The organism is Aeromonas sp. 2MA4 (assembly GCF_029237305.1).
Taxonomy (GTDB): Bacteria; Pseudomonadota; Gammaproteobacteria; order Enterobacterales; family Aeromonadaceae; genus Aeromonas; species Aeromonas salmonicida.
In genome coordinates this window covers 34,432-56,637 of record NZ_JAACFY010000023.1, presented here as the reverse complement: position 1 = coordinate 56,637, position 22,206 = coordinate 34,432, and the positions used below count along the sequence as shown (strand labels likewise).

At 59.0% G+C, this 22,206-nt stretch carries 20 protein-coding genes; 8 read left to right on the top strand and 12 right to left on the bottom strand.

Annotated features, from left to right (window positions below; genetic code table 11):
• Positions 1–12: 12 nt before the first annotated feature.
• Positions 13–1,302 carry an ATP-dependent RNA helicase RhlB gene (gene rhlB / locus GWQ31_RS19265; RefSeq protein WP_219598080.1) on the bottom strand — a complete coding sequence of 430 codons (1,290 nt, stop codon included), beginning with the start codon at positions 1,300–1,302 and terminating at the stop codon, positions 13–15.
• 113 nt (positions 1,303–1,415) lie between these two features.
• Between rhlB and trxA the strand changes: the two genes are divergently transcribed.
• From trxA to fre, 5 genes are all read left to right on the top strand, one after another.
• On the top strand, positions 1,416–1,742 hold the full coding sequence (trxA, locus tag GWQ31_RS19260) for a thioredoxin TrxA (RefSeq protein ID WP_005320671.1): 327 nt from the start codon (positions 1,416–1,418) through the stop codon (positions 1,740–1,742).
• Positions 1,743–1,948: 206 nt separating this feature from the next.
• Positions 1,949–3,214 carry a transcription termination factor Rho gene (gene rho / locus GWQ31_RS19255; RefSeq protein WP_005320670.1) on the top strand — a complete coding sequence of 422 codons (1,266 nt, stop codon included), beginning with the start codon at positions 1,949–1,951 and terminating at the stop codon, positions 3,212–3,214.
• Positions 3,215–3,320: 106 nt separating this feature from the next.
• Complete coding sequence (locus GWQ31_RS19250; protein WP_265458005.1) at positions 3,321–4,328, top strand: hypothetical protein; 1,008 nt, start codon at positions 3,321–3,323, stop codon at positions 4,326–4,328.
• A gap of 33 nt (positions 4,329–4,361) precedes the next feature.
• The gene (gene ubiD / locus GWQ31_RS19245) at positions 4,362–5,831 is read left to right on the top strand and encodes a 4-hydroxy-3-polyprenylbenzoate decarboxylase (protein WP_005320666.1); all 1,470 of its coding nucleotides are present in this window, start codon (positions 4,362–4,364) and stop codon (positions 5,829–5,831) included.
• 143 nt (positions 5,832–5,974) lie between these two features.
• A complete protein-coding gene (gene fre, locus GWQ31_RS19240) occupies positions 5,975–6,673 on the top strand; it encodes an NAD(P)H-flavin reductase (protein ID WP_059113903.1) in 699 nt (232 codons plus the stop codon).
• Between the two features lie 169 nt (positions 6,674–6,842).
• Here the strand turns inward: fre and GWQ31_RS19235 are convergent, their stop codons facing one another.
• Positions 6,843–7,100: an accessory factor UbiK family protein gene (locus GWQ31_RS19235; RefSeq protein WP_005320662.1), complete on the bottom strand. Its 258-nt coding sequence runs from the start codon at positions 7,098–7,100 to the stop codon at positions 6,843–6,845.
• Between the two features lie 300 nt (positions 7,101–7,400).
• On the opposite strand from GWQ31_RS19235, the gene GWQ31_RS19230 reads away from it, so the two are divergent.
• Positions 7,401–9,815: a VolA/Pla-1 family phospholipase gene (locus GWQ31_RS19230; protein WP_275910035.1), complete on the top strand. Its 2,415-nt coding sequence runs from the start codon at positions 7,401–7,403 to the stop codon at positions 9,813–9,815.
• A gap of 74 nt (positions 9,816–9,889) precedes the next feature.
• Here GWQ31_RS19230 and glpG read toward each other — a convergent pair whose 3' ends face one another.
• Together glpG and glpE are read right to left on the bottom strand one after the other, a co-directional pair.
• Positions 9,890–10,723: a rhomboid family intramembrane serine protease GlpG gene (glpG, locus tag GWQ31_RS19225; protein WP_275910034.1), complete on the bottom strand. Its 834-nt coding sequence runs from the start codon at positions 10,721–10,723 to the stop codon at positions 9,890–9,892.
• Entirely contained in the window at positions 10,720–11,043 is a 324-nt protein-coding gene (glpE, locus tag GWQ31_RS19220; RefSeq protein ID WP_275910033.1) for a thiosulfate sulfurtransferase GlpE, read from the bottom strand. Before glpE ends, glpG begins: the two co-directional genes overlap by 4 nt.
• A 169-nt stretch (positions 11,044–11,212) precedes the next feature.
• Between glpE and GWQ31_RS19215 the strand changes: the two genes are divergently transcribed.
• Positions 11,213–11,806: a LysE family translocator gene (locus GWQ31_RS19215; RefSeq protein ID WP_275910032.1), complete on the top strand. Its 594-nt coding sequence runs from the start codon at positions 11,213–11,215 to the stop codon at positions 11,804–11,806.
• On the opposite strand, the gene GWQ31_RS19210 is transcribed toward GWQ31_RS19215, so the two are convergent.
• The 6 genes from GWQ31_RS19210 to GWQ31_RS19185 all read right to left on the bottom strand — a co-directional run bounded on the left by GWQ31_RS19210 (position 11,785) and on the right by GWQ31_RS19185 (position 17,500).
• Positions 11,785–12,633 (bottom strand): AraC family transcriptional regulator, encoded by an 849-nt coding sequence (locus tag GWQ31_RS19210; protein WP_275910031.1) that lies wholly within the window; start codon positions 12,631–12,633, stop codon positions 11,785–11,787. The genes GWQ31_RS19215 and GWQ31_RS19210 overlap by 22 nt on opposite strands.
• Positions 12,634–12,636: 3 nt before the next feature.
• Entirely contained in the window at positions 12,637–13,338 is a 702-nt protein-coding gene (locus tag GWQ31_RS19205) for an ATP-binding cassette domain-containing protein (RefSeq protein ID WP_005320651.1), read from the bottom strand.
• A gap of 12 nt (positions 13,339–13,350) precedes the next feature.
• The gene (livG, locus tag GWQ31_RS19200) at positions 13,351–14,127 is read right to left on the bottom strand and encodes a high-affinity branched-chain amino acid ABC transporter ATP-binding protein LivG (protein ID WP_087756853.1); all 777 of its coding nucleotides are present in this window, start codon (positions 14,125–14,127) and stop codon (positions 13,351–13,353) included.
• Positions 14,124–15,392: a high-affinity branched-chain amino acid ABC transporter permease LivM gene (locus tag GWQ31_RS19195; protein ID WP_005320647.1), complete on the bottom strand. Its 1,269-nt coding sequence runs from the start codon at positions 15,390–15,392 to the stop codon at positions 14,124–14,126. Before GWQ31_RS19195 ends, livG begins: the two co-directional genes overlap by 4 nt.
• Positions 15,389–16,315, bottom strand: coding sequence for a high-affinity branched-chain amino acid ABC transporter permease LivH (gene livH, locus GWQ31_RS19190; protein WP_005320646.1), 927 nt, complete (start codon positions 16,313–16,315; stop codon positions 15,389–15,391). Before livH ends, GWQ31_RS19195 begins: the two co-directional genes overlap by 4 nt.
• Before the next feature lie 63 nt (positions 16,316–16,378).
• Positions 16,379–17,500 carry a branched-chain amino acid ABC transporter substrate-binding protein gene (locus GWQ31_RS19185; RefSeq protein ID WP_017411787.1) on the bottom strand — a complete coding sequence of 374 codons (1,122 nt, stop codon included), beginning with the start codon at positions 17,498–17,500 and terminating at the stop codon, positions 16,379–16,381.
• Between the two features lie 435 nt (positions 17,501–17,935).
• Between GWQ31_RS19185 and GWQ31_RS19180 the strand changes: the two genes are divergently transcribed.
• Positions 17,936–18,940, top strand: coding sequence for a substrate-binding domain-containing protein (locus tag GWQ31_RS19180; protein WP_005320642.1), 1,005 nt, complete (start codon positions 17,936–17,938; stop codon positions 18,938–18,940).
• An 80-nt stretch (positions 18,941–19,020) separates the two neighbouring features.
• Here the strand turns inward: GWQ31_RS19180 and GWQ31_RS19175 are convergent, their stop codons facing one another.
• Together GWQ31_RS19175 and GWQ31_RS19170 are read right to left on the bottom strand one after the other, a co-directional pair.
• A complete protein-coding gene (locus GWQ31_RS19175; protein WP_206743569.1) occupies positions 19,021–20,346 on the bottom strand; it encodes a 6-phospho-alpha-glucosidase in 1,326 nt (441 codons plus the stop codon).
• Entirely contained in the window at positions 20,343–21,932 is a 1,590-nt protein-coding gene (locus tag GWQ31_RS19170) for an alpha-glucoside-specific PTS transporter subunit IIBC (RefSeq protein ID WP_275910030.1), read from the bottom strand. Before GWQ31_RS19170 ends, GWQ31_RS19175 begins: the two co-directional genes overlap by 4 nt.
• Positions 21,933–22,206 lie beyond the last annotated feature (274 nt).

Here is a 22,206-nt window from a genome sequence, read left to right as displayed (position 1 = left end):
TGGGCCTGTCCTTCAGCTCTTGCGTGGCGGACGACGACGGTTGTTGCTGTTGCCACCGCCCTGGCGATCCCGCATGTTGCGGTTCACCGGCTGACGGTTGCGAACGACCCGTTTCGGGGCAGTCACGTCATCCAGCAGCGCTTCACGGTCATATTTGCTGACCGGGATCGGGTGGTGGATGTACTCCTCGATGGCCGGCAGGTTGAAGGCATAGTCTTCACAGGCCAGGCTGATGGAGTGACCGCTCTTGCCGGCACGACCGGTACGACCGATACGGTGTACATAGTCTTCGGCATCGTCGGGCAGGTCGTAGTTGAAGACGTGGGTCACATCAGGAATGTGCAGACCACGGGCGGCGACGTCGGTGGCGACCAGAATATCGAGCGCACCCTTGGTGAAGTCTTCCAGGATCTTCATCCGCTTCTTCTGCGGCACGTCACCGGTCAGCAGACCGACGCGGTGGCCGTCATTCTCCAGCCACGCATGCACGTCTTCACAGACATGCTTGGTGTTGGCGAAGACGATGGCTTTTTCCGGCCACTCTTCTTCCATCAGGGAGAGCAACAGCAGCATCTTGTCTTCGTTGGAGGGGTAGAACAGCTCCTCCTGAATGCGGATGCCGGTCATCTGCTCCGGCTCTATCTGCACATGTTCCGGGTGGTTCATGTGTTCGTAGGCCAGCTCCTGCACCCGCAGGGAGAGGGTGGCGGAGAACAGCATGCTCAGACGCTCGGTCGGGGCAGGCATACGACGGAACAGGAAGCGGATGTCCTTGATGAAACCCAGATCGAACATGCGATCCGCTTCATCCAGCACCACGACCTGAATGTTGCTCAGATCGATCACCTTGGACTTGAAGTAGTCGATGATGCGACCCGTGGTGCCGATCAGGATGTCGACGCCCTGCTCCAGCACGGCCAGCTGCTTGTCGTAACCTTCGCCACCGTAGGCGAGGCCGAGTTTCAGGCCGGTGGATGCGGAAATGGTGTCGGCATCGTTGTAGATCTGTACTGCCAGTTCCCGGGTGGGCGCCATTATGATGGCTCTGGGTTGGTTAACCAGACGGGGATTGCTCAGCGGGTGGGTCAGCAAATAGTTGAATGTCGCGGCCAGGAAGGCAATGGTCTTGCCGGTCCCTGTCTGAGCCTGACCGGCGAGGTCATGACCTTCTACCAGCAGTGGCAGAGACAGCGCCTGGATGGGCGTGCAATAGTGAAATCCCTTTGATTCCAGACCAGCCAGAACTTCGGGTTCGAGGCCCATTTGGGCGAATTTTTCGGTCGTTAAGTGTGTTTTGCTCATGGCGGTAGGTTATCAGGTTAGGCTTGCAATAATAAACAGGATCATTTCAAATAGGGCAACTATTGCCTTTGTTGATACGTCAATAAAGCCTTAATTACTGACTGGAGTTGGAGATGAGTGACAAGATTGTTCAGCTGAGCGATGCCAGCTTCGAGGCAGATGTAATCAAAGCCGATGGCGCCGTTCTGGTCGACTTCTGGGCCGAATGGTGTGGTCCGTGCAAGATGATTGCCCCTATCCTGAACGAAGTCGCCCAAGAGTATGCCGGTCGTGTGACAGTGGCGAAATTGAACATCGATCATAACGCCGACACGCCGCCCAAGTATGGCATTCGCGGTATTCCGACCCTCTTGCTGTTCAAGAATGGCGAAGTGGCTGCGACCAAGGTCGGCGCCCTGTCCAAGACTCAGCTGAAAGAGTTTCTGGACGTTAACCTGTAATAATCAAAAAGGAGCGCATTGCAATAATGCGCTCCTTGTGTTTTATCACCTAGACGCTCATCCCGATTGGTGCTAGCTTATCGTTCGTTTGCTAACCTTTTTGCCTGACTCTTTGCTTAGCAGCAGCCTGGCAAGTCAAATCCGATCAGCATCAATCCAGCAGACTGTCTCCTCATTTCAATCCTTGCTTACAGACTTTCACCACTATGAATCTGACTGAATTAAAGAACACTCCTGTGTCCGAGCTGGTAAAGCTTGGCGAATCCATGGGGTTAGAAAATCTGGCTCGGGCGCACAAGAAAGATATTATTTTCGCAATCCTCAAGGCGCACGCCAAGGGTGGCGAGGATATCTTTGGCGACGGTGTGCTGGAAATCCTGACCGACGGTTTTGGCTTCCTGCGTAGTGCAGATGGCTCCTATCTGGCTGGCCCGGACGATATTTATGTCTCCCCGAGCCAGATCCGCCGTTTCAACCTGCGAACCGGCGATACTGTTTCCGGCAAAATCCGGCCACCGAAAGAGGGCGAACGTTATTTCGCGCTGCTCAAGGTCAACGAGGTCAACTACGACCGTCCGGAAAACGTCCGCAACAAGATCCTGTTTGAAAACCTTACCCCCCTGCATGCCAACGAACGTCTGCGCATGGAACGGGGTAACGGTTCTACCGAAGATATCACAGCCCGTGTGCTGGACCTGGCTTCCCCCATCGGTAAAGGCCAGCGTGGCCTGATCGTGGCGCCGCCCAAGGCCGGTAAGACAATGCTGTTGCAGAACATCGCCCAGAGCATCGCCTACAACCACCCGGACTGTGAACTGATCGTCCTGCTGATCGACGAGCGTCCGGAAGAAGTGACCGAGATGCAACGCATGGTGAAGGGTGAAGTGATCGCTTCCACCTTCGACGAGCCTGCTTCCCGTCACGTTCAAGTTGCCGATATGGTGATCGAGAAAGCCAAGCGTCTGGTCGAGCACAAAAAGGATGTGGTCATCCTGCTGGACTCCATCACCCGTCTGGCTCGCGCCTACAACACTGTCATCCCGTCATCCGGCAAGGTACTGACAGGTGGTGTGGATGCCAACGCTCTGCACAGACCCAAGCGCTTCTTTGGCGCCGCTCGCAATGTTGAGGAAGGCGGCAGCCTGACCATCATAGCGACAGCGCTGGTGGATACCGGCTCCAAGATGGACGAGGTTATCTACGAAGAGTTCAAGGGTACCGGCAACATGGAACTGCACCTCTCGCGCAAGATTGCCGAGAAGCGCATCTACCCGGCCATCGACATCACCCGTTCCGGCACCCGGAAGGAAGAGTTGCTGACCACCGGCGATGAGCTGCAGAAGATGTGGATCCTGCGCAAGATCATTCATCCCATGGGTGAGATCGACAGCATAGAGTTCCTGATCGACAAGTTGGCGGCCACCAAGACCAACGACGAATTCTTCGACTCCATGCGGCGTCAGCAGAAGTAATCTGGTCGGAAAATGAAAAACCGCGGCTCATGTCGCGGTTTTTGTTTATCTATTTTCCGGTCGCCTGAGTAGTATGAAACCTCGATGTCACAAGGATAGGGACGTCATGAAGCTTGTATTCTGGATATGGCTGGGCTGCTTGATGGCCTTGCCGGCACATGCCTCGCCTCCTTCCCCACCCAGGGCTGCGCTGGTGGCCGATGAAGGATTGCAGGGCCATCTCGATTTTCTGGCTGGCCGATTGCAGCAGGGGCAGTTTGCGGCCATCGATGCGCTGCTGGACTCCCTGGCCGTGGGCCAGCGGGAATATCTGCTGTGCCAGCTGCTGGCCACCCTCGACAAGACTTCCGGGGCCAGTACCCCGGAGCAGCTTGCCTGGGTGCGCGCCCAGGCGGTCAAGGCACCCCGATGGCTGGTAGAAAAAGAGGTGGATGGCTTTCTGGTCCAGCTGCCCGCCTACGATTTTGCCGCTGCGGCGCGGCTGGTGCTGAACCGCTGGCAACAACAGGCCTGGCAGGGCAATTATCGCCAGTTGCTGGCGCAGGACAGCTTCCAGTTCAAGCAGATATACAACAGCCGCAACCCTGAACTGGCCTTGCAGCAAGAGGCGCTGCTGGCGGTGCTCGATCAGCAGCCTGCTTCTGTTTTGCAGCGTGAAGCCCATCGACTTGCCGCCATGAACATTTTCCTGCCCGATAACCAGCTGCTGCGACAACTGGTCGAACGCACCGGTGATAGCGCTCTCTATCTAAAGCTGTGGCGTCAACCTGTGGATCACGACAGCGTGGCCGCCCTGAAAAGCGTGGCTCGCTTTCACCAGGGTCAGGATGCAAGCAGCCTGCTGATCGCCGCCAGCCGCAACAGTCGCCTGAAACAGCCAGCCTTGCACCAGCTCAGCCAGCTCTCCCCCTTGCCCGAGGCGGCGCAGCAATTCCTGCTGGCCGAGCTTGGCAATCGCCATTACAGCGGTCAGGTCGCCAGCCTCTTGCTGCAGATGGATGAACCCAGGTTGCTTGCCCAGTTCGCTGATCGGCTCACCCGACAGGAAAAGCGCCATTCGAGTTCAGTGATGCTGCCTGATACGGGTACACCCGCTGCCCAGCCAGGGTTATAATGCGGCACCTCCTGAACCCGGTAGGGTACCTGCATGAAATACAAGGATTTGCGTGATTTCATCGCGCAGCTGGAACAAAACGGACAACTAAAGCGCATCACTCGCGAGATAGATCCCTATCTGGAGATGACCGAAATCAGCGATCGCACCCTGCGTGCGGGTGGCCCGGCCCTGCTGTTCGAGAATCCCAAAGGCTACTCCATGCCGGTGCTGACCAACCTGTTCGGCACCCCGGATCGGGTCGCCATGGGAATGGGCCAGCCCAACGTCGGCGCCCTGCGCCAGGTGGGCACCTGGCTCTCCTACCTGAAGGAGCCCGAGCCGCCCCGTGGGCTCAAGGAGCTGATGGAGAAGCTGCCCATCTTCAAGCAGGTGCTCAACATGCCGACCAAGCGGCTCTCCTCCGCCCCTTGCCAGCAACTGGTGCTGGAAGGGGAGGCGGTCGATCTGGACCAGATCCCGATCCAGCACTGCTGGCCCGGTGATGTGGCGCCCCTGGTCACCTGGGGTCTCACCATTACTCGCGGCCCCTACAAGAAGCGCCAGAACCTCGGTATCTACCGCCAGCAGAAGATCGGCAAGAACAAGCTGATCATGCGCTGGCTCGATCATCGCGGTGGCGCCATCGATTTTCGCGAGTGGCAGGAAGCCCACCCGGGGGAGCGTTTCCCCGTGGTGGTGGCGCTTGGCGCCGATCCTGCAACCATACTCGGTGCTGTGACCCCTGTGCCCGACTCCCTCTCGGAGTATGCGTTTGCCGGTCTGCTGCGTGGTAGCCGCACCGAGGTGGTAAAGGCCCTCAGTTGCGATCTGGAAGTACCCGCCAGCGCTGAAATCGTGCTGGAAGGTTATCTGGAGCCGGGCGAGTTGGCGCCGGAAGGACCCTATGGGGATCACACCGGTTACTACAACGAGGTGGACGAGTTCCCGGTCTTTACCATCACTCACATGACAATGCGCCGCGATGCCATCTATCACAGCACCTACACTGGCCGTCCACCCGATGAGCCTGCCGTGCTGGGGGTGGCATTGAACGAAGTGTTCGTGCCACTGCTGCAAAAGCAGTTCCCCGAAATCGTGGACTTCTACCTGCCGCCGGAAGGATGTTCCTACCGGATGGCGGTGGTCACCATCAAGAAGCGTTATCCCGGCCATGCCAAGCGGGTGATGCTGGGTGTCTGGTCCTTCCTGCGCCAGTTCATGTACACCAAGTTCGTTATCGTCTGTGACGACGACATCAACGCCCGTGACTGGAAGGATGTGATCTGGGCCATCACCACCCGGATGGACCCTGCCCGTGACACCACTCTGATCGAACACACTCCCATCGACTATCTCGACTTTGCCTCGCCTGTGTCGGGTCTGGGTTCCAAAATGGGGCTGGATGCCACCAACAAGTGGCCGGGGGAGACCAACCGTGAATGGGGTCAGCCCATAGTCCAGGACGAAGCGGTGAAGCAGAAGGTGGATTCCATCTGGGCCGAGCTGAATATTCTCGGCTAAACACGGCTGCCATGGTGCAAAAGGTTGAGGATCTCCGGGCGGAATTGGGTATGCTCGGGGAACCTGACCAGATGCACTGGTCGTCAGTCCACAGTGAATCAATGAGCGAAAGCGGGCCGAGCGAGCCCGTCACAAGGATAAGAATGCAACGTATCAAGTGCCGCGTAGAGGAACTGCGCGAATATGTCGACACCATCTGGCACGTGGCCCTGACGCCGCTGCAAGAGATCAGCTTCAAACCCGGTCAGTATCTGCTGGTGGTGATGAGTGATTCGGACAAGCGTCCTTTCTCCATCGCCAACTCACCGACTCGCCCCGGTGTGCTGGAGCTGCAAATCGGTGCAACCCCGGAGAATGCCTACGCAGGCCAGGTGCTGGCCCGTATGCGCGAGCAGGGGGAAATAGAGGTTGAACTGGCGGCAGGCAAGGCCTTCCTGCGGGAAGAGTCGCCGCGCCCACTGATCCTGATGGCGGGTGGCACCGGCTTCTCCTATGCCCGCTCCATCCTGGAGTATCTGATCGATACCGGCAGCAAGCGTCCTGTGTTCTTCTACTGGGGTGTGCGTCAGGCCCACTGGCTCTACGAACTGGAGCAGATGCAGCAGTGGGCGAGCGATTATGCACCGCTGACCTTCATCCCCGTGGTGCAGGAGCCGGAAAGCGGCTGGACCGGCAAGAGCGGGCTGGTGCACAAGGCCATCATGGATGATTTCGTCAGTCTGCATGACTACGACATCTATGTAGCTGGCCGTTTCGAGATGGCGGGTGCGGCGCGGGAGGAGTTCAAGATCCTCGGTGCAGAGCCTGAGCGCATCTTCGGCGACGCCTACGAGTTCATCTGAGCTCAGCATGCGAATCGGTAGGTATCAAACCGGCGGCAGTCGTATATGTCGGCCGATTACGCTTCGCTAATCGACCCTGCCGGCTGCTCTTCGGCGAGCCAGAAACAACAAACCCCAGCCAGGCTGGGGTTTGCTTTATGTGCTGTGCGGGCCAGCGGCGACGGCCGGGTTATTCGCCCTTGGCACCAAACTGCTGTTCCAGCTGCGCCAGCTTGGCCTCGAGGGCCGTCAGCTTCTCACGGGTGCGCAGCAACACCTTGGTCTGCACGTCAAACTCTTCGCGACTGACCAGATCCAGCTTGTTGAGCTGAGACTGCAGCACCTGACGGATCTTCTTTTCAACCTCTTCACCCATGCTGCGAATGCCGGGCGGCAGGGAGTTGTGCACCTGTTTGGCGATCTCTTCCAGTTTCTTCGGGTCGATCATGTGATTCTCCTTAAGCAATGGCGCCATTCTACCGACAATTCATCCCCTTTGCCGAGATCGGGGTGGCTTTTTGCCATCAGGAGCGCAGGGCGTGCTGGTCGGGTCTGGTATCCGGAATGAAGCTGTTAACCTATCGAGTCCCGTTTCTATTCCAATTCCTTGATGTTGTACACAAAAAAAGCAGATCAGATGACCGACCAGACGCTTAACAATTGTTGCGTTGCTGTTAAGATGGTTCGGTCGGGTTTTCACCCTCCCCCGTCAGCACATCATGGATAACAACTAAAAAGAGATAAGGATATGAAAAAGAAGCTAATTTATGCCGCAGTTGTCAGTGCCCTGTTGGCTGGCTGTGGTGGCAGTGACGATAACAAAGGCGATACCTCAAGCTATCTCGACTATCTGTTGACCGGTTCCAATGCGGTGCGCCCCAGTGCCCTGGCGGCACGGGCCAGCGATGGCACCCTGAAGTTCTCTACCGAGACGGCAGATCTCTCCAATCCGGTCTCTGCCATGTCAACGCTGGATGGCTGGTCCACGACCCAGGCTATCCAGATCGTACCTGTCACCTCGTCCGGCATTCAGGTTCAGGCACCGACTGCGGCCGAGTTCAGTGCCTCTGTGGCACCGCTCTACCTGCTGGAGCTTGCCTTCGACAGCGCTGCGCTGCGCCCGAATGGCGTGAAGAAGGTGCTGACCTACGGGGTGGATTTCGTGGTGGCCGCATCGGCTGGCAAGTTGAATCTGGTGCCGCTCAAGCCGCTCAATCCCTCTTCCTACTACATGATAGTGGCCACCGATTCGCTGAAAGACAGCACCGGCAGCCCGGTACGGGCAGGTAGCGACTACAGCAACTACAAGAACAACGCGGGCAGCAATGCGCAGGAGCAGACCATCAATGGTCTGATCGCGCTGCAGGAAGGGTTGTTCAAGGCGGCAACGGGTATCGCCACGGATCACGTGATCTTCTCCGACTGGTTCGGTACCCAGTCAGGCGCCGATGTGCTGGTGGCCGTGAAAGGCGCCGCTGCATCTGTCGTGTTGCAGGGGCTGGATGCCGCCAAGGTATGGAAGCAGGATGCGTTGGGCAATACCAGCCTGCCCGGCACCTATACCCTGGCCGTGACCGGCAACGATGACTTCCTGACCCAGCTGGACAATGAGCAGTTCCTGCCGCAGGAGCAGAAGGATGCCATTGCCGCCGCCGTTGCCGCCAGCCCGACGCTGACCGGCATCGCCGGCATGACGAAGGTCTACACCGGTACGGTCAAACTGCCCTATTTCCTCTCCTCACCGGCGACCGCCGGTTCATGGGACAAAGCCAAGACCCAGTCCTGGCACGGTGCCATCCCCAGCCTGTACGCCATCGCCAATGCGCTGAAGGCATCTGACAGCGAAGTGATCGCCGGTCTGGTGGGCGCGGGTGTGGATCCGGCCCTGCTGGCAGAGTTGATGGCCGATCCGACTCGTCAGAGCGAGTTGCTGGCCGAGGCGAGCAAGCTGGTCGGGGTGACCCTCACCTCCGGCGGCAAGCCGCTGGATGCCGAGCAGAACATTGGTCGCTTCAATCCGCTGCCTGCGCTGGAAGAGGTCCAGTCAGTGCCGATGCGGATCTTCGCGGCAGCGCCGCTGGCCAATATCACCGATGTGATCATCTATCAGCACGGCGTCACCTCGGTGAAAGAGAACGCCTATGCGCTGGCACTGGGGCAGATTGGCGCTGGCATCACGGCCAGCAAAAATGTCGCAGTGGTGGTGATCGATCATCCGCTGCACGGTGAACGTGGCTTCGCCTTGAGTGGCAGTATGGATACGGTGACTACCTCCGACAATCCGACGCCGTATCTGAACCTGAGCTACCTGACAGTGGCGCGGGACAACCTGAAACAGAGCGTGGCGGATCTGCTGGGTCTGCGCATGGCGGTGGGTCTGGCCAATAGCCAGAACGCCATCGGCAGTGCCGGCAATCTCAAGGTACATTTCCTGGGGCACTCCCTGGGCGCCATCGCAGGGGCCAACCTGCTGGCGGTTGCCAACCAGCCGATCGGCAACCCGACGGCGGACGCCCTGTTCAAGTTCGATACCGGTGGTCTGGCCATGCCGGGTGGCGGCATAGCACCGCTGTTGCTGAACTCGCCGACCTTCGGCCCGACCATCAAGATGGGCGTGCTGACAGGTGGCAGTGCCGAGCTGAAGGCGGCCTTCACCGCCTATGCGCCCAACTGCCAGACGGCAGTGCCAACCTGCTTCGTCAACGAGTTCCTGCCTAGCCTGGGTGCAACCACTCAGGCGGCCGCAGCCAGCACGCTGCAGAGCTACAGCTTTGCGGCCCAGTCGGTACTGGATTCGGCGGATCCGATCAACCTCGCCAGCGGCATCAAGGCGGACTTCCCGCTGTTTGCCACCGAGATAGTGGGTGACGGTGCCCTGAGCCTGTCGGATCAGGTGATCCCGAACAGCATAGCGTCCGCTCCGCTGGGGGGCACAGAGCCGCTGTTCAAGCTGCTGGCCCTGCAACCGTTGACCGCCACCGGCGCAGCCAACCACCATGCGGCTCGTTTCGTGGCTGGCGGTCACAGCTCCTTGCTGGCACCGGACGAGAACTTCGACCCGACCGGCGCCGTCACTACCGAGATGCAGACCCAGTTCGGCAGCTTCTTTATGAGTGGCGGTACTGCGGTGCAGGTCACCGACAGTTCTCTGCTCAAGCAATAACGCTGCAGACCATAAAAAAACGCCGCCCCTTGGGGCGGCGTTTTCGTTTCTGCGACCGGGGCGAGGTCCGGCCGTCAGGCAGGCTGGTGGTGTCTGTCCAGCCAGCCTTGCAGCAGACCTACCAGCAGGCCCACCAGAAGAACCATGTTGGCGGTGCTGGTGCTGAGCATGTCGAAGAAGCCGAGCACCAGCCAGAACAGCATGAAACCCATCAGGGCCGGTGGCAGGGTGAGACCGCAGGCCGGCTGCAGTTTGCTGCGCAGCCAGCAGTAGCCCAGCAGGGCATAGACAACACCGGAGAGGCCGCCAAACAGCGGTCCGCTGACGAAGAACTCGGCGATATTGGGCAGGGCCGCCCCCACCAGCAACAGGACCAGCAGCTTGCCGCTGCCGAGGCGTTGCTCTATCTGGCCCCCCAGATACCACCACCAGAGCAGGTTGAACACCAGATGCAGTATCGAGAAGTGGATAAAGGCCGGGGTGAAGTAACGCCACGCCTGCCAGTCGGTGAACTGGGCCAGGGTCGGGTGGAACGCCAGCTCGTCGAAGATGGGCAGGCCGATGGCATCCAGGGCATAGATGGCCAGACAGGCGATGATCACCACCAGGGTCAGGGGTCCCGCCTGATGGAGGAAATCGGTGACGGGATCCGTCATCCCCTTGCTGTAATCGATGCGGGCATCCGCCTGACCTGACTGCCAGGAGGCCTCCATGTAGCGGGGATGGGACGGATCGGCCAGGAATCGCTTTACCTCCAGCTGGGCCTGGGCGAGGCGCTGCTCATCCGCCAGCCAGACCGAGACGCCGAGCTCTGACTGGGTCAGCTCGCACGAGATGCCGAGGGTGGCGAGATAGTCCACCAGCGCCTGGGCCATGCGGGCGTTGTCGAGCACCAGCAGTTGGATCATGCGTCGCCTGCCTCGATGGGAAACTCCCGGCGCCACGCCTCGAAGCCGCCATCCAGGCTGTAGACTTCGTCATACCCCTGCTGCAGCAGGTACTGGGCAGCGCTCTGGCTGCTGTTGCCGTGATAGCAGATCACGATGACAGGGGTGTCGAAGTCCACCTCGTCCATGAAGCGCACCAGGGTGCCGTTGGTGAGGTGGAAGGCACCGACCGCATGGGCTGCCTCGAAGGATTGGGGATCGCGAATATCCACGAGGCGGGCTTCACCGGTAGCGAGCTTCTGGTGGGCATCATGGGCACTGATATGGGCAAACTGGTCCATTTGCATGTCCTGCGAATAGGTAACTGGAGGCCAGTTTACCGCAAGCCTGCGCTGGTGCTAAGCCCGCAATGTGTCCGGTCGTCCCGCCGGGAAGATCGCAATTTTCTTCAATATCAGAACCAGGCTCATGGGTAGGGTGAGATCTCGATATCTTCAACGAGCATTATCCATGGAAATGAGTCTGTTGTTATCCATGGCCGGGTTTGCCCTGGCCATGTCCATCTCTCCGGGGCCGGTCAATCTGGTCGCCCTCAGTGCGGGGGCGCAATATGGTTTTCGCGCCAGCCTGCGCCATGTGGTGGGGGCCACCCTGGGTTTCATCCTGTTGTTGCTGCTGATGGGGCTGGGTCTTGGCGCAGCCCTGTCGCACTGGCCAGTGGCGCTCGGTGGCATCCGCTGGGGAGGCATCCTCTTCCTGTGCTACATGGCCTGGCTGCTGATGATGGACAGCGGAGAGATAGAGCGTGAAGGCGGCACGCCACCCGCTTTTTTATACGGCGCCCTGATGCAGTGGCTCAATCCCAAGGCCTGGCTGGCGGCCAGCATGGGGATGGGGGCCTATGGAGCCGTGGGCGATGTGGGCCAGATAGTGTGGTTTACCAGCCTCTATCTGGTGATCTGTCTGGTTTCTATCGCTTGTTGGGCCTATGTCGGCAGCTGTCTGCAGGCAGCTTTGCTCTCGCCTCACCGCTTGCGCTGGTTCAACCGGGCGATGGCCATGTTGCTGTTGCTCTGTGCCGGTTACCTTGTTCTGGAACCTTGAGGAAGGCTCTGCGACTGGTATTGACCCGGGGTCGCGGCGACCAGCCGCTTGAACTGGCGCTGGAAGTGGGCCTGATCGGAGAAGCCCGTCGCCAATGCCACCTCGACCAGGGGCCGTCCCTGAGCGAGCAAGGTTCGTGCCTGGCGTATCCGCTGGTTGAGCAGGTAAGCGTGCGGGGTCATGCCGTAATGGCGGCTGAATACTCGCACCAAGTGGGATGGGGTCAGCCCGGCGACTGTGCTTAGGTGCTGCAAGGTGAGGGTCGTCGCATACTCTTCCTTTATCAGCTCGGCGGCGCGCCTCAGATGCAGGGGCGGTGGCTCGCTCCATCTGGCGGGCGTGAGCCTTGCCAGCAGCTGGTGGCTGAACTGGTGACAGACGACCTCCTTGGCGAGGCGATCTTGCTGGTCATCTTGCAAAGTACGATAGAGGCGCAGCAAACCTGCATACAGCACGGGATCCCGACTGGCCGTCATGTCGAAGGGGCGAAAATGGGCCCCCAGCCCGGCTTCCTCCTGCTGGCCGCGCAGCCAGTCGGTATCGAGGTAGAACATCAGATAAGACCAGGGGTGATCGGCGATGGGGTTGCAGGCATGTACCTCTTCCGGGTTCATCAGTACCAGGGTGCCTGTGTTGACCTCCTGTTTTGTGTGCTGGTTGAGATAGTGACTGTGACCACCCGTGATGGCGCCAATGGAGAAATGGGCGTGGCTGTGTTTTTCATAGCAGACGCGGCGGCCATCCTGCACCGCTCGCGCCTCTATGAACGGCAGGGCAGGGTCACGCCAGAAGCTGTGGTGATCCGCCTCCGCCCTGGCCCTGCTCATGGGTTAACCACCCAGGTAGGCCTGCCGAACGGCCGGGTTGGCCAGCAGGGCAGCCCCCGAGTCTTGCAGCACCACGTGGCCGTTTTCCAGCACATAGCCCCGGTCGGCCAGCTTGAGCGCCTGGTTGGCGTTCTGCTCCACCAGAAAAATGGTCATCCCTTTTTGGCGCAGCTGCTCTATGGTGTCGAAGATCTGCTGGATGACGATGGGGGCCAGCCCCAGCGAGGGTTCGTCCAGCAACAGCAGGCGCGGCTTGCTCATGAGGGCGCGGCCTATGGCCAGCATCTGCTGCTCGCCGCCGGACATGGTGCCGGCCCTTTGCTGCAGTCGCTCGTGCAGGCGGGGGAACAGGGTGAACACCTGATCCAGCAGGCCGTGCTGCTCTTCCTTGTCGACGAAGAAGGCGCCCATCAGCAGGTTCTCCTCCACCGTCAGGCGGGCGAAGATGCGGCGCCCCTCCGGCACCACGGCTATGTCCTTGCGCATGATGCGGGCCGTGCTGAGGGAGCTTATCTGCTCCCCCTCGAACCAGATGCTGCCGCTGCTGGGTTTGGGCTCGCCGCACAGCGTCATCAACAAGGTGGTCTTGCCGGCACCGTTGGCGCCGATCAGGGTGACGATTTCCCCCTCTTTTACCTCGACGCTGACGTCGTGCAGCGCCTGGATCTTGCCGTAGTGGGTCGATACGTTGCGAAGTTCTAACATCTTTTGTGTTCCTTACGACTCGCCCAGATAGGCCTTGATCACAGCCGGATTGTTGCGGATCTCATCCGGCTTGCCGTGGGCCAGCGGTGTCCCCTGATTGACCACGAAGATGCGGTTGGAGATGCCCATCACCAGCTTCATGTCGTGCTCAATCAGCAGCACGGAGACGCCGAATTCGTCCCGCAGGCTGATGATGAGATCGTTGAGCTCATCGGTTTCGTTCGGGTTGAGGCCGGCGGCCGGTTCATCCAGCATCAGCAGGTCGGGCCGGGTCGCCATGCAGCGGGCGATCTCGAGGCGGCGCTGCTGACCATAAGCCAGGTTGCCGGCAGCCCGATTGGCGAGATCCTTGAGCCCTACCTTCTCCAGCCAGAAGGCGGCCTGTTCCAGCCCCTCCTGCTCGGCACGGCGAAAGGCCGCTGTCTTGAACAGACCGGCGATAAAGCCGGTGTTGAGGTGCCTGTGCTGGGCAACCAGCAGGTTCTCCACCGCCGTCATCTCCTTGAACAGCCGCACATGCTGGAAGGTGCGCACAATTCCCTTGCGCGCTATGAGGTGACCGGGCAGCCCCTGGATCTCCTCGCCCTTGTAGCGGATGGTGCCGCCGCTCGGGCGGTAGAAGCCGGTCAGGCAGTTGAAGACTGTGGTCTTGCCCGCGCCGTTCGGCCCTATGATGGAGATGACCTCCCCCCTGTCGACATCCAGCTTGACGCCGTTGACTGCGAGCAGTCCACCAAAGCGCATCGACAGATCAGAGACTTCCAACAACTTCTTCTGATTCGCGCTCATTTTTGTAGCTCCAGGTGAGGTCTGGTCATCGGCAGCAGTCCTTGTGGCCGCCAGATCATCATGAACACCATCAAGAGGCCGAACATCAGCATGCGGTACTCGTTGAATTCACGGGCCAGCTCCGGCAGCACCGTCATGACGATGGCCGCCAGTACCACCCCTATCTGGGAGCCCATGCCGCCCAGCACGACGATGGCGAGCACTATGGCCGACTCGATGAAGACGAAGGATTCAGGGCTGATAAACCCCTGACGGGAGGCGAAGAAACTGCCGGCGAACCCCGCGAAGGTGGCGCCTATGGTGAAGGCGGTCAGCTTGATGATGGTGGGGTTCAGCCCCAGGGACTTGCAGGCGATTTCGTCTTCCCGCAGCGCTTCCCAGGCTCGGCCCAGCGGCATGCGCAGCAGGCGATTGATGACGAACAGGGTGGCGACAACCAGCACCAGTGCCATCAGATAGAGGAAGATCACCTTGTGGTTGGCGTTGTAGGCGATGCCAAAGAAGTCGTGGAAGGTACCAAAGCCCCCATCTTTGACGGTACGGTTGAATTCCAGTCCAGCCAGGGTCGGCTTGGGAATGCCGGAGATGCCGTTCGGGCCGCCGGTCAGGCTGGTCATGTTGTTGAGCAGGATGCGGATGATCTCGCCAAAGCCCAGGGTGACGATGGCCAGATAGTCCCCCCGTAGCCGCAATACCGGGAAGCCGAGCAAAAAGCCGAAGGTGGCGGCCATCAGCCCCGCTATGGGCAGGCACTCCCAGAAGCTCAGGCCGAAATAGGTGTTGAGCAGGGCATAGCTGTAGGCGCCGACGGCGTAAAAGCCCACATAGCCCAGATCCAGCAGGCCAGCCAGACCGACCACCACGTTGAGCCCCAGCCCCAGCATGATGTAAATCAGCGCCAGGGTCGCCAGATCGATGGCACCGCGAGAGGCCATGAAGGGCCAGCTCACCGCAAACAGCAGCACCAGAATGGCGGTGACATTGTAGAGCCGTGGCGCCTCTTCCGGGCTTGGCAGCACCAGCTTGGTGAAACCGGTGGAGAAGCCGCTGATGGAGGCCTGAAACAACCTGCCGATCTGGCCACGCAACAGCTGGAACCAGAACACCAGTGCCGCCCCGCCCACCAGCCAGGCCAGCGATATGTCGAGGCGGCTCACGACCAGCAACTGGCTGCCTTCCGTCTCGAGCCGAAAGCCAAGCAACCAGAAGGAGAGCACCATCAGCACCAGGCTGGCGATGCAGGCATGAATAAATTGATGTTTCATACTTTTTCGACCTCCGGACGACCCAGAATGCCGGTGGGCATGAACAGCAAGACACCGATCAGCAGGACGAAGGCCATCACATCCTTGTATTCGGTGCTGAGATAGCCAGCGGTGAGGGCTTCAACCACCCCCAGCAGCAGGCCACCGAGCACGGCGCCGGGTATGCTGCCGATGCCGCCCAAGACAGCCGCGGTGAAGGCTTTCAGCCCGGCCATAAAGCCGAGATAGGGATTGATGACGCCGTAGTACATGCCGAGCAATACGCCAGCGACGGCGGCCAGGGTGGCCCCAAGCACGAAGGTGATGGAGATGACCACATGGGTATCAATCCCCAGCAGGTTGGCCATCTTGATATCTTCCGAACAGGCCCGGCAGGCACGTCCCATGCGGGATCGGCCGATGAACTGGGTGAGTGCCAGCATGGTGATGAAGGTCACCACGAAGATGATGAGCTGCATGTAGGAGAGGCTGGCCTGAAAGCCGTCTTCTCCACCCAGGGTCCAGCCCCCGGAGATCAGAGTGGGCATGGCGATATCCCGCGAGCCCTGAGCCATTCGCATCATGTTTTGCAAGAAGATCGACATGCCGATGGCGGAGATGAGGGGGATGAGGCGATTGCCGCCCCGCAGCGGGCGATAGGCGACCCGCTCTATGGTCCAGCCATAGGTTCCCGTAATGATGATGCTGACCAGGAAGGCGCCTCCCAGCAGCAGGAAGGTGCTGTCGATGCCCATCATCATGAGCCCGGCCATCACCATAAAGGCGACATAGGAGCCGATCATGTAAACCTCGCCGTGGGCGAAGTTGATCATGCCGATGATGCCATAGACCATGGTGTAGCCGATGGCGATCAACGCATAGGTGCTACCTATGGTTAACCCGTTCAACAGTTGCTGAACCAGGTAAAGGAGGTGTTCGGACATACTACGTTCCCTGTGCTTGCCCGCAAGAAGGGAGGGGTGACTCACGTCACCCCGACCGGCAGATTATTTGACTTGAGTGGAGGTACCGTCGGCGTGCCACTGGAACACACCGAATTCAAAGCCTTTCAGGTCGCCACTCGGTGCCCAGCTCAGGGTACCCATGACGGTCTCGATCGGCGTGGCCTTGATGGCGGCAGCGACGGCAGCCGGGTCATCTTCACCGGCCTTGGCGATACCGGCCGCCAGGGTTTGCACCGCAGCGTAGGTGGTCCAGACGAAGGGACCGGAAGAGTCCTGTCCCTTGGCCTTGAACGCGGCGACCAGCGGGGCGTTGGCCGGCACCAGATCGTATTTGTTCGGCAGGGTGACCAGCAGGCCTTCTGAAGCCGGGCCACCGATGGCGGAGATGTCCTTGTTACCTACCCCTTCCGGACCCATGAACTTGGCCTTGAGCCCTTTTTCGGCCGCCTGGCGCAGGATCAGACCCAGCTCGGGGTGATAGCCGCCGTAGTAGATGAAGTCGACGTTCTCTTTCTGCAGTTTGGCGATCAGGGCGGAGAAGTCCTTGTCACCGGCTGTGATGCCTTCGAACGCCACCACTTTCACGCCGGCTTTATCCAGCGAGGCTTTCACGCTGGAGGCGATGCCTTCACCGTACTGCTTCTTGTCGTGGATGACGGCCACGCGCTGGGGCTTGACCTGCTCGATGATGTACTTGGCGGCAGTCGGGCCCTGATCGCTGTCCAGACCAATGGTGCGCAGGGTCAGCTGGTAGCCACGTTCGGTGATCTTGGGGTTGGTGGAAGCAGGGGTGATCATCAGCACGCCTTCATCTTCATAGATGTCGGAGGCTGGCAGCGTATTGTCGGAGCAGAGGTGGCCGACCACGAACTTGACCCCGTCGTTGATCACCTTGTTGGCGATCGCCACCGCCTGCTTGGGATCGCAGGCATCGTCATAGATGACGGCTTCGATCTGCTTGCCTGCGATACCGCCAGCCTTGTTGATCTGTTCGACCGCCATCTTGCCACCGGTGAACTGCATGTCACCGTATTGGGCGACCGGGCCGGTCACAGGGCCGGCGATGCCTATCTTGATGGTGTCCGCCGCATGGGCCAGCGATACCGATCCGAACAGAGCCATAGAAACCGCTGTCCTGACTGCAATTTTGCTCAACTTATTCATCGATTCGTCCCTTAATCAGTGGATTGTTTCATTTTCCGTGTGTCATTCCGAACCAGGATCCCGCCAGTCCGGCAATAGGTATGGTTCTATCATTCCTCGCTGGGCAATAACAAGCTGTTAAAGATACTAACCAGAGAGGGGGGAACAGGGCTTTTTTGAAATAAATAACTGATATTTTTAGTTCGAGTGGGTGTTGCTGCTGATTTATCAAGTTAACATCTTCACAACAAGGTGTGCTGGTAGCAAATAGTAGAGGAAAAAACTGACGATATTTTACTCTGATGCTGCTCCCAATTTGACCAAAATCCGTTTGCGCAAATGGAGGTGACCGCCTAGATTAGCCAGCATTGACAAATCATTGGCAGTGCCCGTTAAAACCAAGCCTTTATTCGGGAAATCTGCTAATGTTCCGCCTTTGATATTCAGGAGACAGAGATGGCCACTATCAAGGATGTCGCCTCGCGCGCAGGCGTATCCATCTCCACCGTCTCACATGTACTCAATCACACCCGTCGGGTTAGCGAAGATGCAACCCAAAAAGTGCTTGAGGCGGTGGCAGAACTCAACTACGCGCCCAACTCGGTAGCGCGCAGCCTCAAGATAAACTCAACCAAGACCATAGGCATGCTGGTGACCACCAGTGCCAACCCCTTCTTTGCGGAAGTGGTGCAAGGGGTCGAAGCTTACTGCTTCGAGCAGGGCTACAGTCTGATCCTGTGCAACACCGAAAACCAGCCGCCCCGCCAGCAGCATTACCTGAGAATGCTGATGGAGAAGCGGGTCGATGGCCTGCTGGTGCTGGGGACCGACATCGACACCCCGCTGCGCGACATGCTGCGCATCCACAAGAATGTGCCACAAGTGGTGCTGGATTGGGGAACCGAGTGCGATTTCGCCAACGTGATCAATGACAACGCCCGCATCGGTGCGCGTCTGGCCGTGCGCCATCTGCTGGAGCAGGGTCACACGGACATCGTCTGTATCACGGGCCAAATCTCCAAGCCGACCACCCAGCAGCGACTGGCCGGGGTACGCGATGCCCTGGGCGAGCAGGGTCTGACTCTGAAAGAGGAGCAGATCTTTGAAGGGGATTACGAGAGCCAGAGCGGTTTCGATGCCATGCAGCGCATCCTGGCCCTCACGCCTCGCCCGACGGCTGTGTTTGCCTTCGATGATCCCATGGCCATAGGTGCTATCTGCGCAGCCTGGGAAGCCGGGGTCAAGGTGCCGGATGATATCTCCATGATCGGCTATGACGACGTGGAAATGGCGCGCTTCTCCAGCCCGCCGCTCACCACCATACGCCACCCCAAGGCCGAGCTCGGCCTGCTGGCGGTGAAGCATCTGGTGAGCCGTATCCGCAACAAGGCGCTGGAAGTCGAGTCCATGACGGTAGAGCCCGAGCTTATCGTGCGTCGCTCGGTCAAATCCCTGCGCTGACCGCCATGCCGTATTGCACGGCATAGTCGGCACAACGAAAAACCCCCTCTTTACCGAGGGGGTTTTTGTTTATTGGCGGTTTATTGCAGCGCTGGCCAGAAATCCTTGTTGGCGGCCACCAGGTCATCCAGGATGGCCTTCGCCACCGAGGCGCTCGGCACAGTCTTGGACAGGGTGATCGCCTGCCACAGCTTCTGGTAGGAGCGCTCGACCCAGGCTTCCACCACCAGCTTCTCGACGGCCACCTGCTGGCCCATCAAGCCTTGCTGGAACAGGGGGATATCGCCGACCTGCAAGGGCTCGGGCCCGCTGCTGCCCACCAGGCAGGGGATTTCGACCATGGCCTCGGGGTCGAAGTTGTTGATGGCACCCCGGTTGGGGACTATCAGCAACATCCGCTCCTGGGTGTTGAAGGCGATGGCGGTGGCGAGATCCACTATATAAGAGGCGTGCTCGTCGATCTCCAGCTCGCCCGCTTCTGAGTGACCCGCCTTGACGATGGCGCGGCAGGCGCTGAATACCTGCTTCTCGCGGTGCTCCATCACCTCGTTGGCGCGGGTATGTTCAGGGTTGGCGTGGGCCACCACATAGTCCGGAAAGAGATAGTACTTGAGATAGGTGTTGGGCAGGGTATCCGGATCGAGTGCCCACACATCCCTGGCCTTGGCGAAGGTATCGTTCCAGCTTGCCTCGGCATGGCTGGCACTGTTGGGCACATAGCCGTGGCGGGCGACGTGCTCCTTGATCGTCGGCATCAGGTCGTTGCCTGCCAGATCCTCGATGCGGGTCCACCAGCCGAAGTGGTTGAGGCCGTAGTAGCGCACCCGCATCTCTTTACGGGATTTAAGACCGGCGATCTGGGCCATGCGGCCCTCGATCCCGATCGGCATGTCACAAATGTTCAGGATCTTGGCGTTGGGGCGCAGGCGACGGGTTGCCTCCGCCACTATGGCGGCCGGGTTGGAGTAGTTCAGCATCCAGGCGTTGGGGGAGTACTGCTCCATGTAATCGACCAGCTCCAGCACGCCACCGATGGAGCGCATGCCGTAGGCGATGCCGCCCGGGCCGCAGGTCTCCTGACCGACCACGCCGTGACGCAGGGGGATCTTCTCGTCCAGCTCGCGCATGGGGTATTTGCCGACCCGGATGTGGGCCATGACGAAATCCACTTCGCTGAATGCGGCCTTGGGATCGGTACCGTAGCTGAAGGCAATCTCGGGTGCCTTCTCCTTGAGCAGGATCCTGCATGCCTCGGCGATGACTTCCTGGCGGGCACCATCGTTGTCGTAGAACTTGATCTCCTTGAGCGGGAAACGATGCTGGTTCTCGAGCAGCATGAGGACGATACCCGGTGTGAAAGTGCTGCCGCCGCCGGCGATGACTACAGAGAATTTTTTCATGATCATGACTCCGTTACGAAAGAAGAGGATTGAGTGGGGTTGTTCATTATCGATTCCATATTTTCACGTACCTGAGGCACATGCAGACCTATGATTATTTGAATGCTGTCGCCATGACGGACTACTCCATGGGCGCCCAGTTGTTTGAAAATGTCATCTGCCGCAGCCTGGCTGGCATTTATCAGCGATATTCTTAATCGGGTGGCACAATTATTCAGGCTTCTTATATTTTTGCTGCCGCCGAGTGCTTCGATGATTTGAGTTGCAATATCACCACCCCGCTGTTGTTTGGCTGCCTGATGATCTGCTTTTGAATAAAGCTTTATTTCACTGTCTTCCCGTCCCGGAGTTTTTAAATTGAATCTCAGAATGAGGCTTCTGAATATCAGGAACCAGAGTCCGGTGAACGCCAGGCCTATGGCTATCTGGGTAAACATCATGCCGGCATGGTTGTGGAACATGGGGATCCAGTTTTGCGGCAGGAACTGGTCGAGCAGGCCGCCGCCCATGTTGCCGACGACGCCGAACAGGTACATGACGGTGGCCATGGTGGCAGCCAGCAGGGCATGGATGGCAAACAGCAGTGGCGAGATGAAGAGGAAGGTGAACTCCAGCGGCTCCGTGATGCCCACCAGCATGGCGGTCAGGGTCGCCGGGATCAGCAGACCGGCCACCTTGGCCTTGTTTTCACGGGCGGCAGTGGCGTAGATGGCCAGGGCAATCCCCATGGCACCGAAGATCTTGGAGTTGCCGTGCAGGGCGAAGCCACCCTGGGGGAACAGCTCGATGAGCGGACGCGTGCTCTGGCTGAACTCCTGCAGATGCTGGGCCCAGTAGAGCTGGATGCCGCCTTCTACCGCGGCCGGGCCGAAGATGAAGGGGCCATAGATGAAGTGATGCAGGCCGGTCGGGATCAGGATGCGCTCGAGGAAGGTGTAGACCCAGACACCGAGCGGGCCCGAGATCAGCATGAACTCCTGCAGGGAAGCGATACCCATCTGTACCTTGGGCCACCCCAGCAGGGTCAGCCAGGCACAGGGGATCATGACGAAGAAGGCGATGATGGTGACAAACGAGCTGCCCTGAAAGATGCCGAGAAAGACGGGAAGCTGTCGATCAAACAGGCGGTTGTGCAGGGCGGTGACGATACCCGAGATGACGATGGCCCCTATGATGCTGGTATCCAGCGTCTTGATCCCCGCTACCATGGCCAGGCCGCTTTCGCCGCCGACCGCCTGGCTGAAATCGACCCCGAAATAGTCGCCCCAGGTCATCCCCATGGCATTGATGAAATAATTCCAGGTCATGAAGCTGACCAGGACGGAGAGACAAGCTCGTGCCTGCGCCTTATTTGCCAGCCCAATCGGCAAGCCGATGGCAAATATAAGCGGCATGTTTCTGAATACGGTCCAGCCACCTTCTTCAATAATATGTACTATTTGAAAAAACAAACCTTGCGGGTTTGCCAGCGCCTCTCCCACGAACATGGGATTTTTCAGCATGATTGCAATGCCCACTACCATACCTGCAAATGGAAACAGTAGTACAGGAGTAAACATTGCTCCGCCAAAGCGTTGAATTTGACTGAGCATATATAGTCCCTTTATTAAAAGAGTTTTTGATGGGGTGTTGTCTGTGTTGCTGAATTGAACCTAACAACAATGAGTCAAGCCCTCATGAAATATGTGGTGGTTATGTGATCCGGCGCATGCTCTTATTTAGACAAAGAGATCTAAATTTTGAGATATTGTTGTACATCTTGTTTTTGTGACGTTCTTGTCGTTTTATTTGAATTTAAAATTGTTTATTTTCAATTGGTTGAGCCTGGAGCCCCTGAATGAGAGGGCCGCGGGTACAGGCCGGGAG

Coding starts and splice junctions, on each gene's coding strand:
- GWQ31_RS19205 (WP_005320651.1), bottom strand. CDS start 13,338: ATGTTAGAACTTCGCAACGTATCGACCCACTACGGCAAGATCCAGGCG.
- GWQ31_RS19180 (WP_005320642.1), top strand. CDS start 17,936: ATGGCCACTATCAAGGATGTCGCCTCGCGCGCAGGCGTATCCATCTCC.
- GWQ31_RS19175 (WP_206743569.1), bottom strand. CDS start 20,346: ATGATCATGAAAAAATTCTCTGTAGTCATCGCCGGCGGCGGCAGCACT.
- rhlB (WP_219598080.1), bottom strand. CDS start 1,302: ATGAGCAAAACACACTTAACGACCGAAAAATTCGCCCAAATGGGCCTC.
- GWQ31_RS19210 (WP_275910031.1), bottom strand. CDS start 12,633: ATGAGCAGGGCCAGGGCGGAGGCGGATCACCACAGCTTCTGGCGTGAC.
- ubiD (WP_005320666.1), top strand. CDS start 4,362: ATGAAATACAAGGATTTGCGTGATTTCATCGCGCAGCTGGAACAAAAC.
- livH (WP_005320646.1), bottom strand. CDS start 16,315: ATGTCCGAACACCTCCTTTACCTGGTTCAGCAACTGTTGAACGGGTTA.
- fre (WP_059113903.1), top strand. CDS start 5,975: ATGCAACGTATCAAGTGCCGCGTAGAGGAACTGCGCGAATATGTCGAC.
- trxA (WP_005320671.1), top strand. CDS start 1,416: ATGAGTGACAAGATTGTTCAGCTGAGCGATGCCAGCTTCGAGGCAGAT.
- GWQ31_RS19185 (WP_017411787.1), bottom strand. CDS start 17,500: ATGAATAAGTTGAGCAAAATTGCAGTCAGGACAGCGGTTTCTATGGCT.
- GWQ31_RS19250 (WP_265458005.1), top strand. CDS start 3,321: ATGAAGCTTGTATTCTGGATATGGCTGGGCTGCTTGATGGCCTTGCCG.
- livG (WP_087756853.1), bottom strand. CDS start 14,127: ATGAGCGCGAATCAGAAGAAGTTGTTGGAAGTCTCTGATCTGTCGATG.
- glpE (WP_275910033.1), bottom strand. CDS start 11,043: ATGGACCAGTTTGCCCATATCAGTGCCCATGATGCCCACCAGAAGCTC.
- GWQ31_RS19215 (WP_275910032.1), top strand. CDS start 11,213: ATGGAAATGAGTCTGTTGTTATCCATGGCCGGGTTTGCCCTGGCCATG.
- GWQ31_RS19170 (WP_275910030.1), bottom strand. CDS start 21,932: ATGCTCAGTCAAATTCAACGCTTTGGCGGAGCAATGTTTACTCCTGTA.
- GWQ31_RS19195 (WP_005320647.1), bottom strand. CDS start 15,392: ATGAAACATCAATTTATTCATGCCTGCATCGCCAGCCTGGTGCTGATG.
- GWQ31_RS19235 (WP_005320662.1), bottom strand. CDS start 7,100: ATGATCGACCCGAAGAAACTGGAAGAGATCGCCAAACAGGTGCACAAC.
- glpG (WP_275910034.1), bottom strand. CDS start 10,723: ATGATCCAACTGCTGGTGCTCGACAACGCCCGCATGGCCCAGGCGCTG.
- rho (WP_005320670.1), top strand. CDS start 1,949: ATGAATCTGACTGAATTAAAGAACACTCCTGTGTCCGAGCTGGTAAAG.
- GWQ31_RS19230 (WP_275910035.1), top strand. CDS start 7,401: ATGAAAAAGAAGCTAATTTATGCCGCAGTTGTCAGTGCCCTGTTGGCT.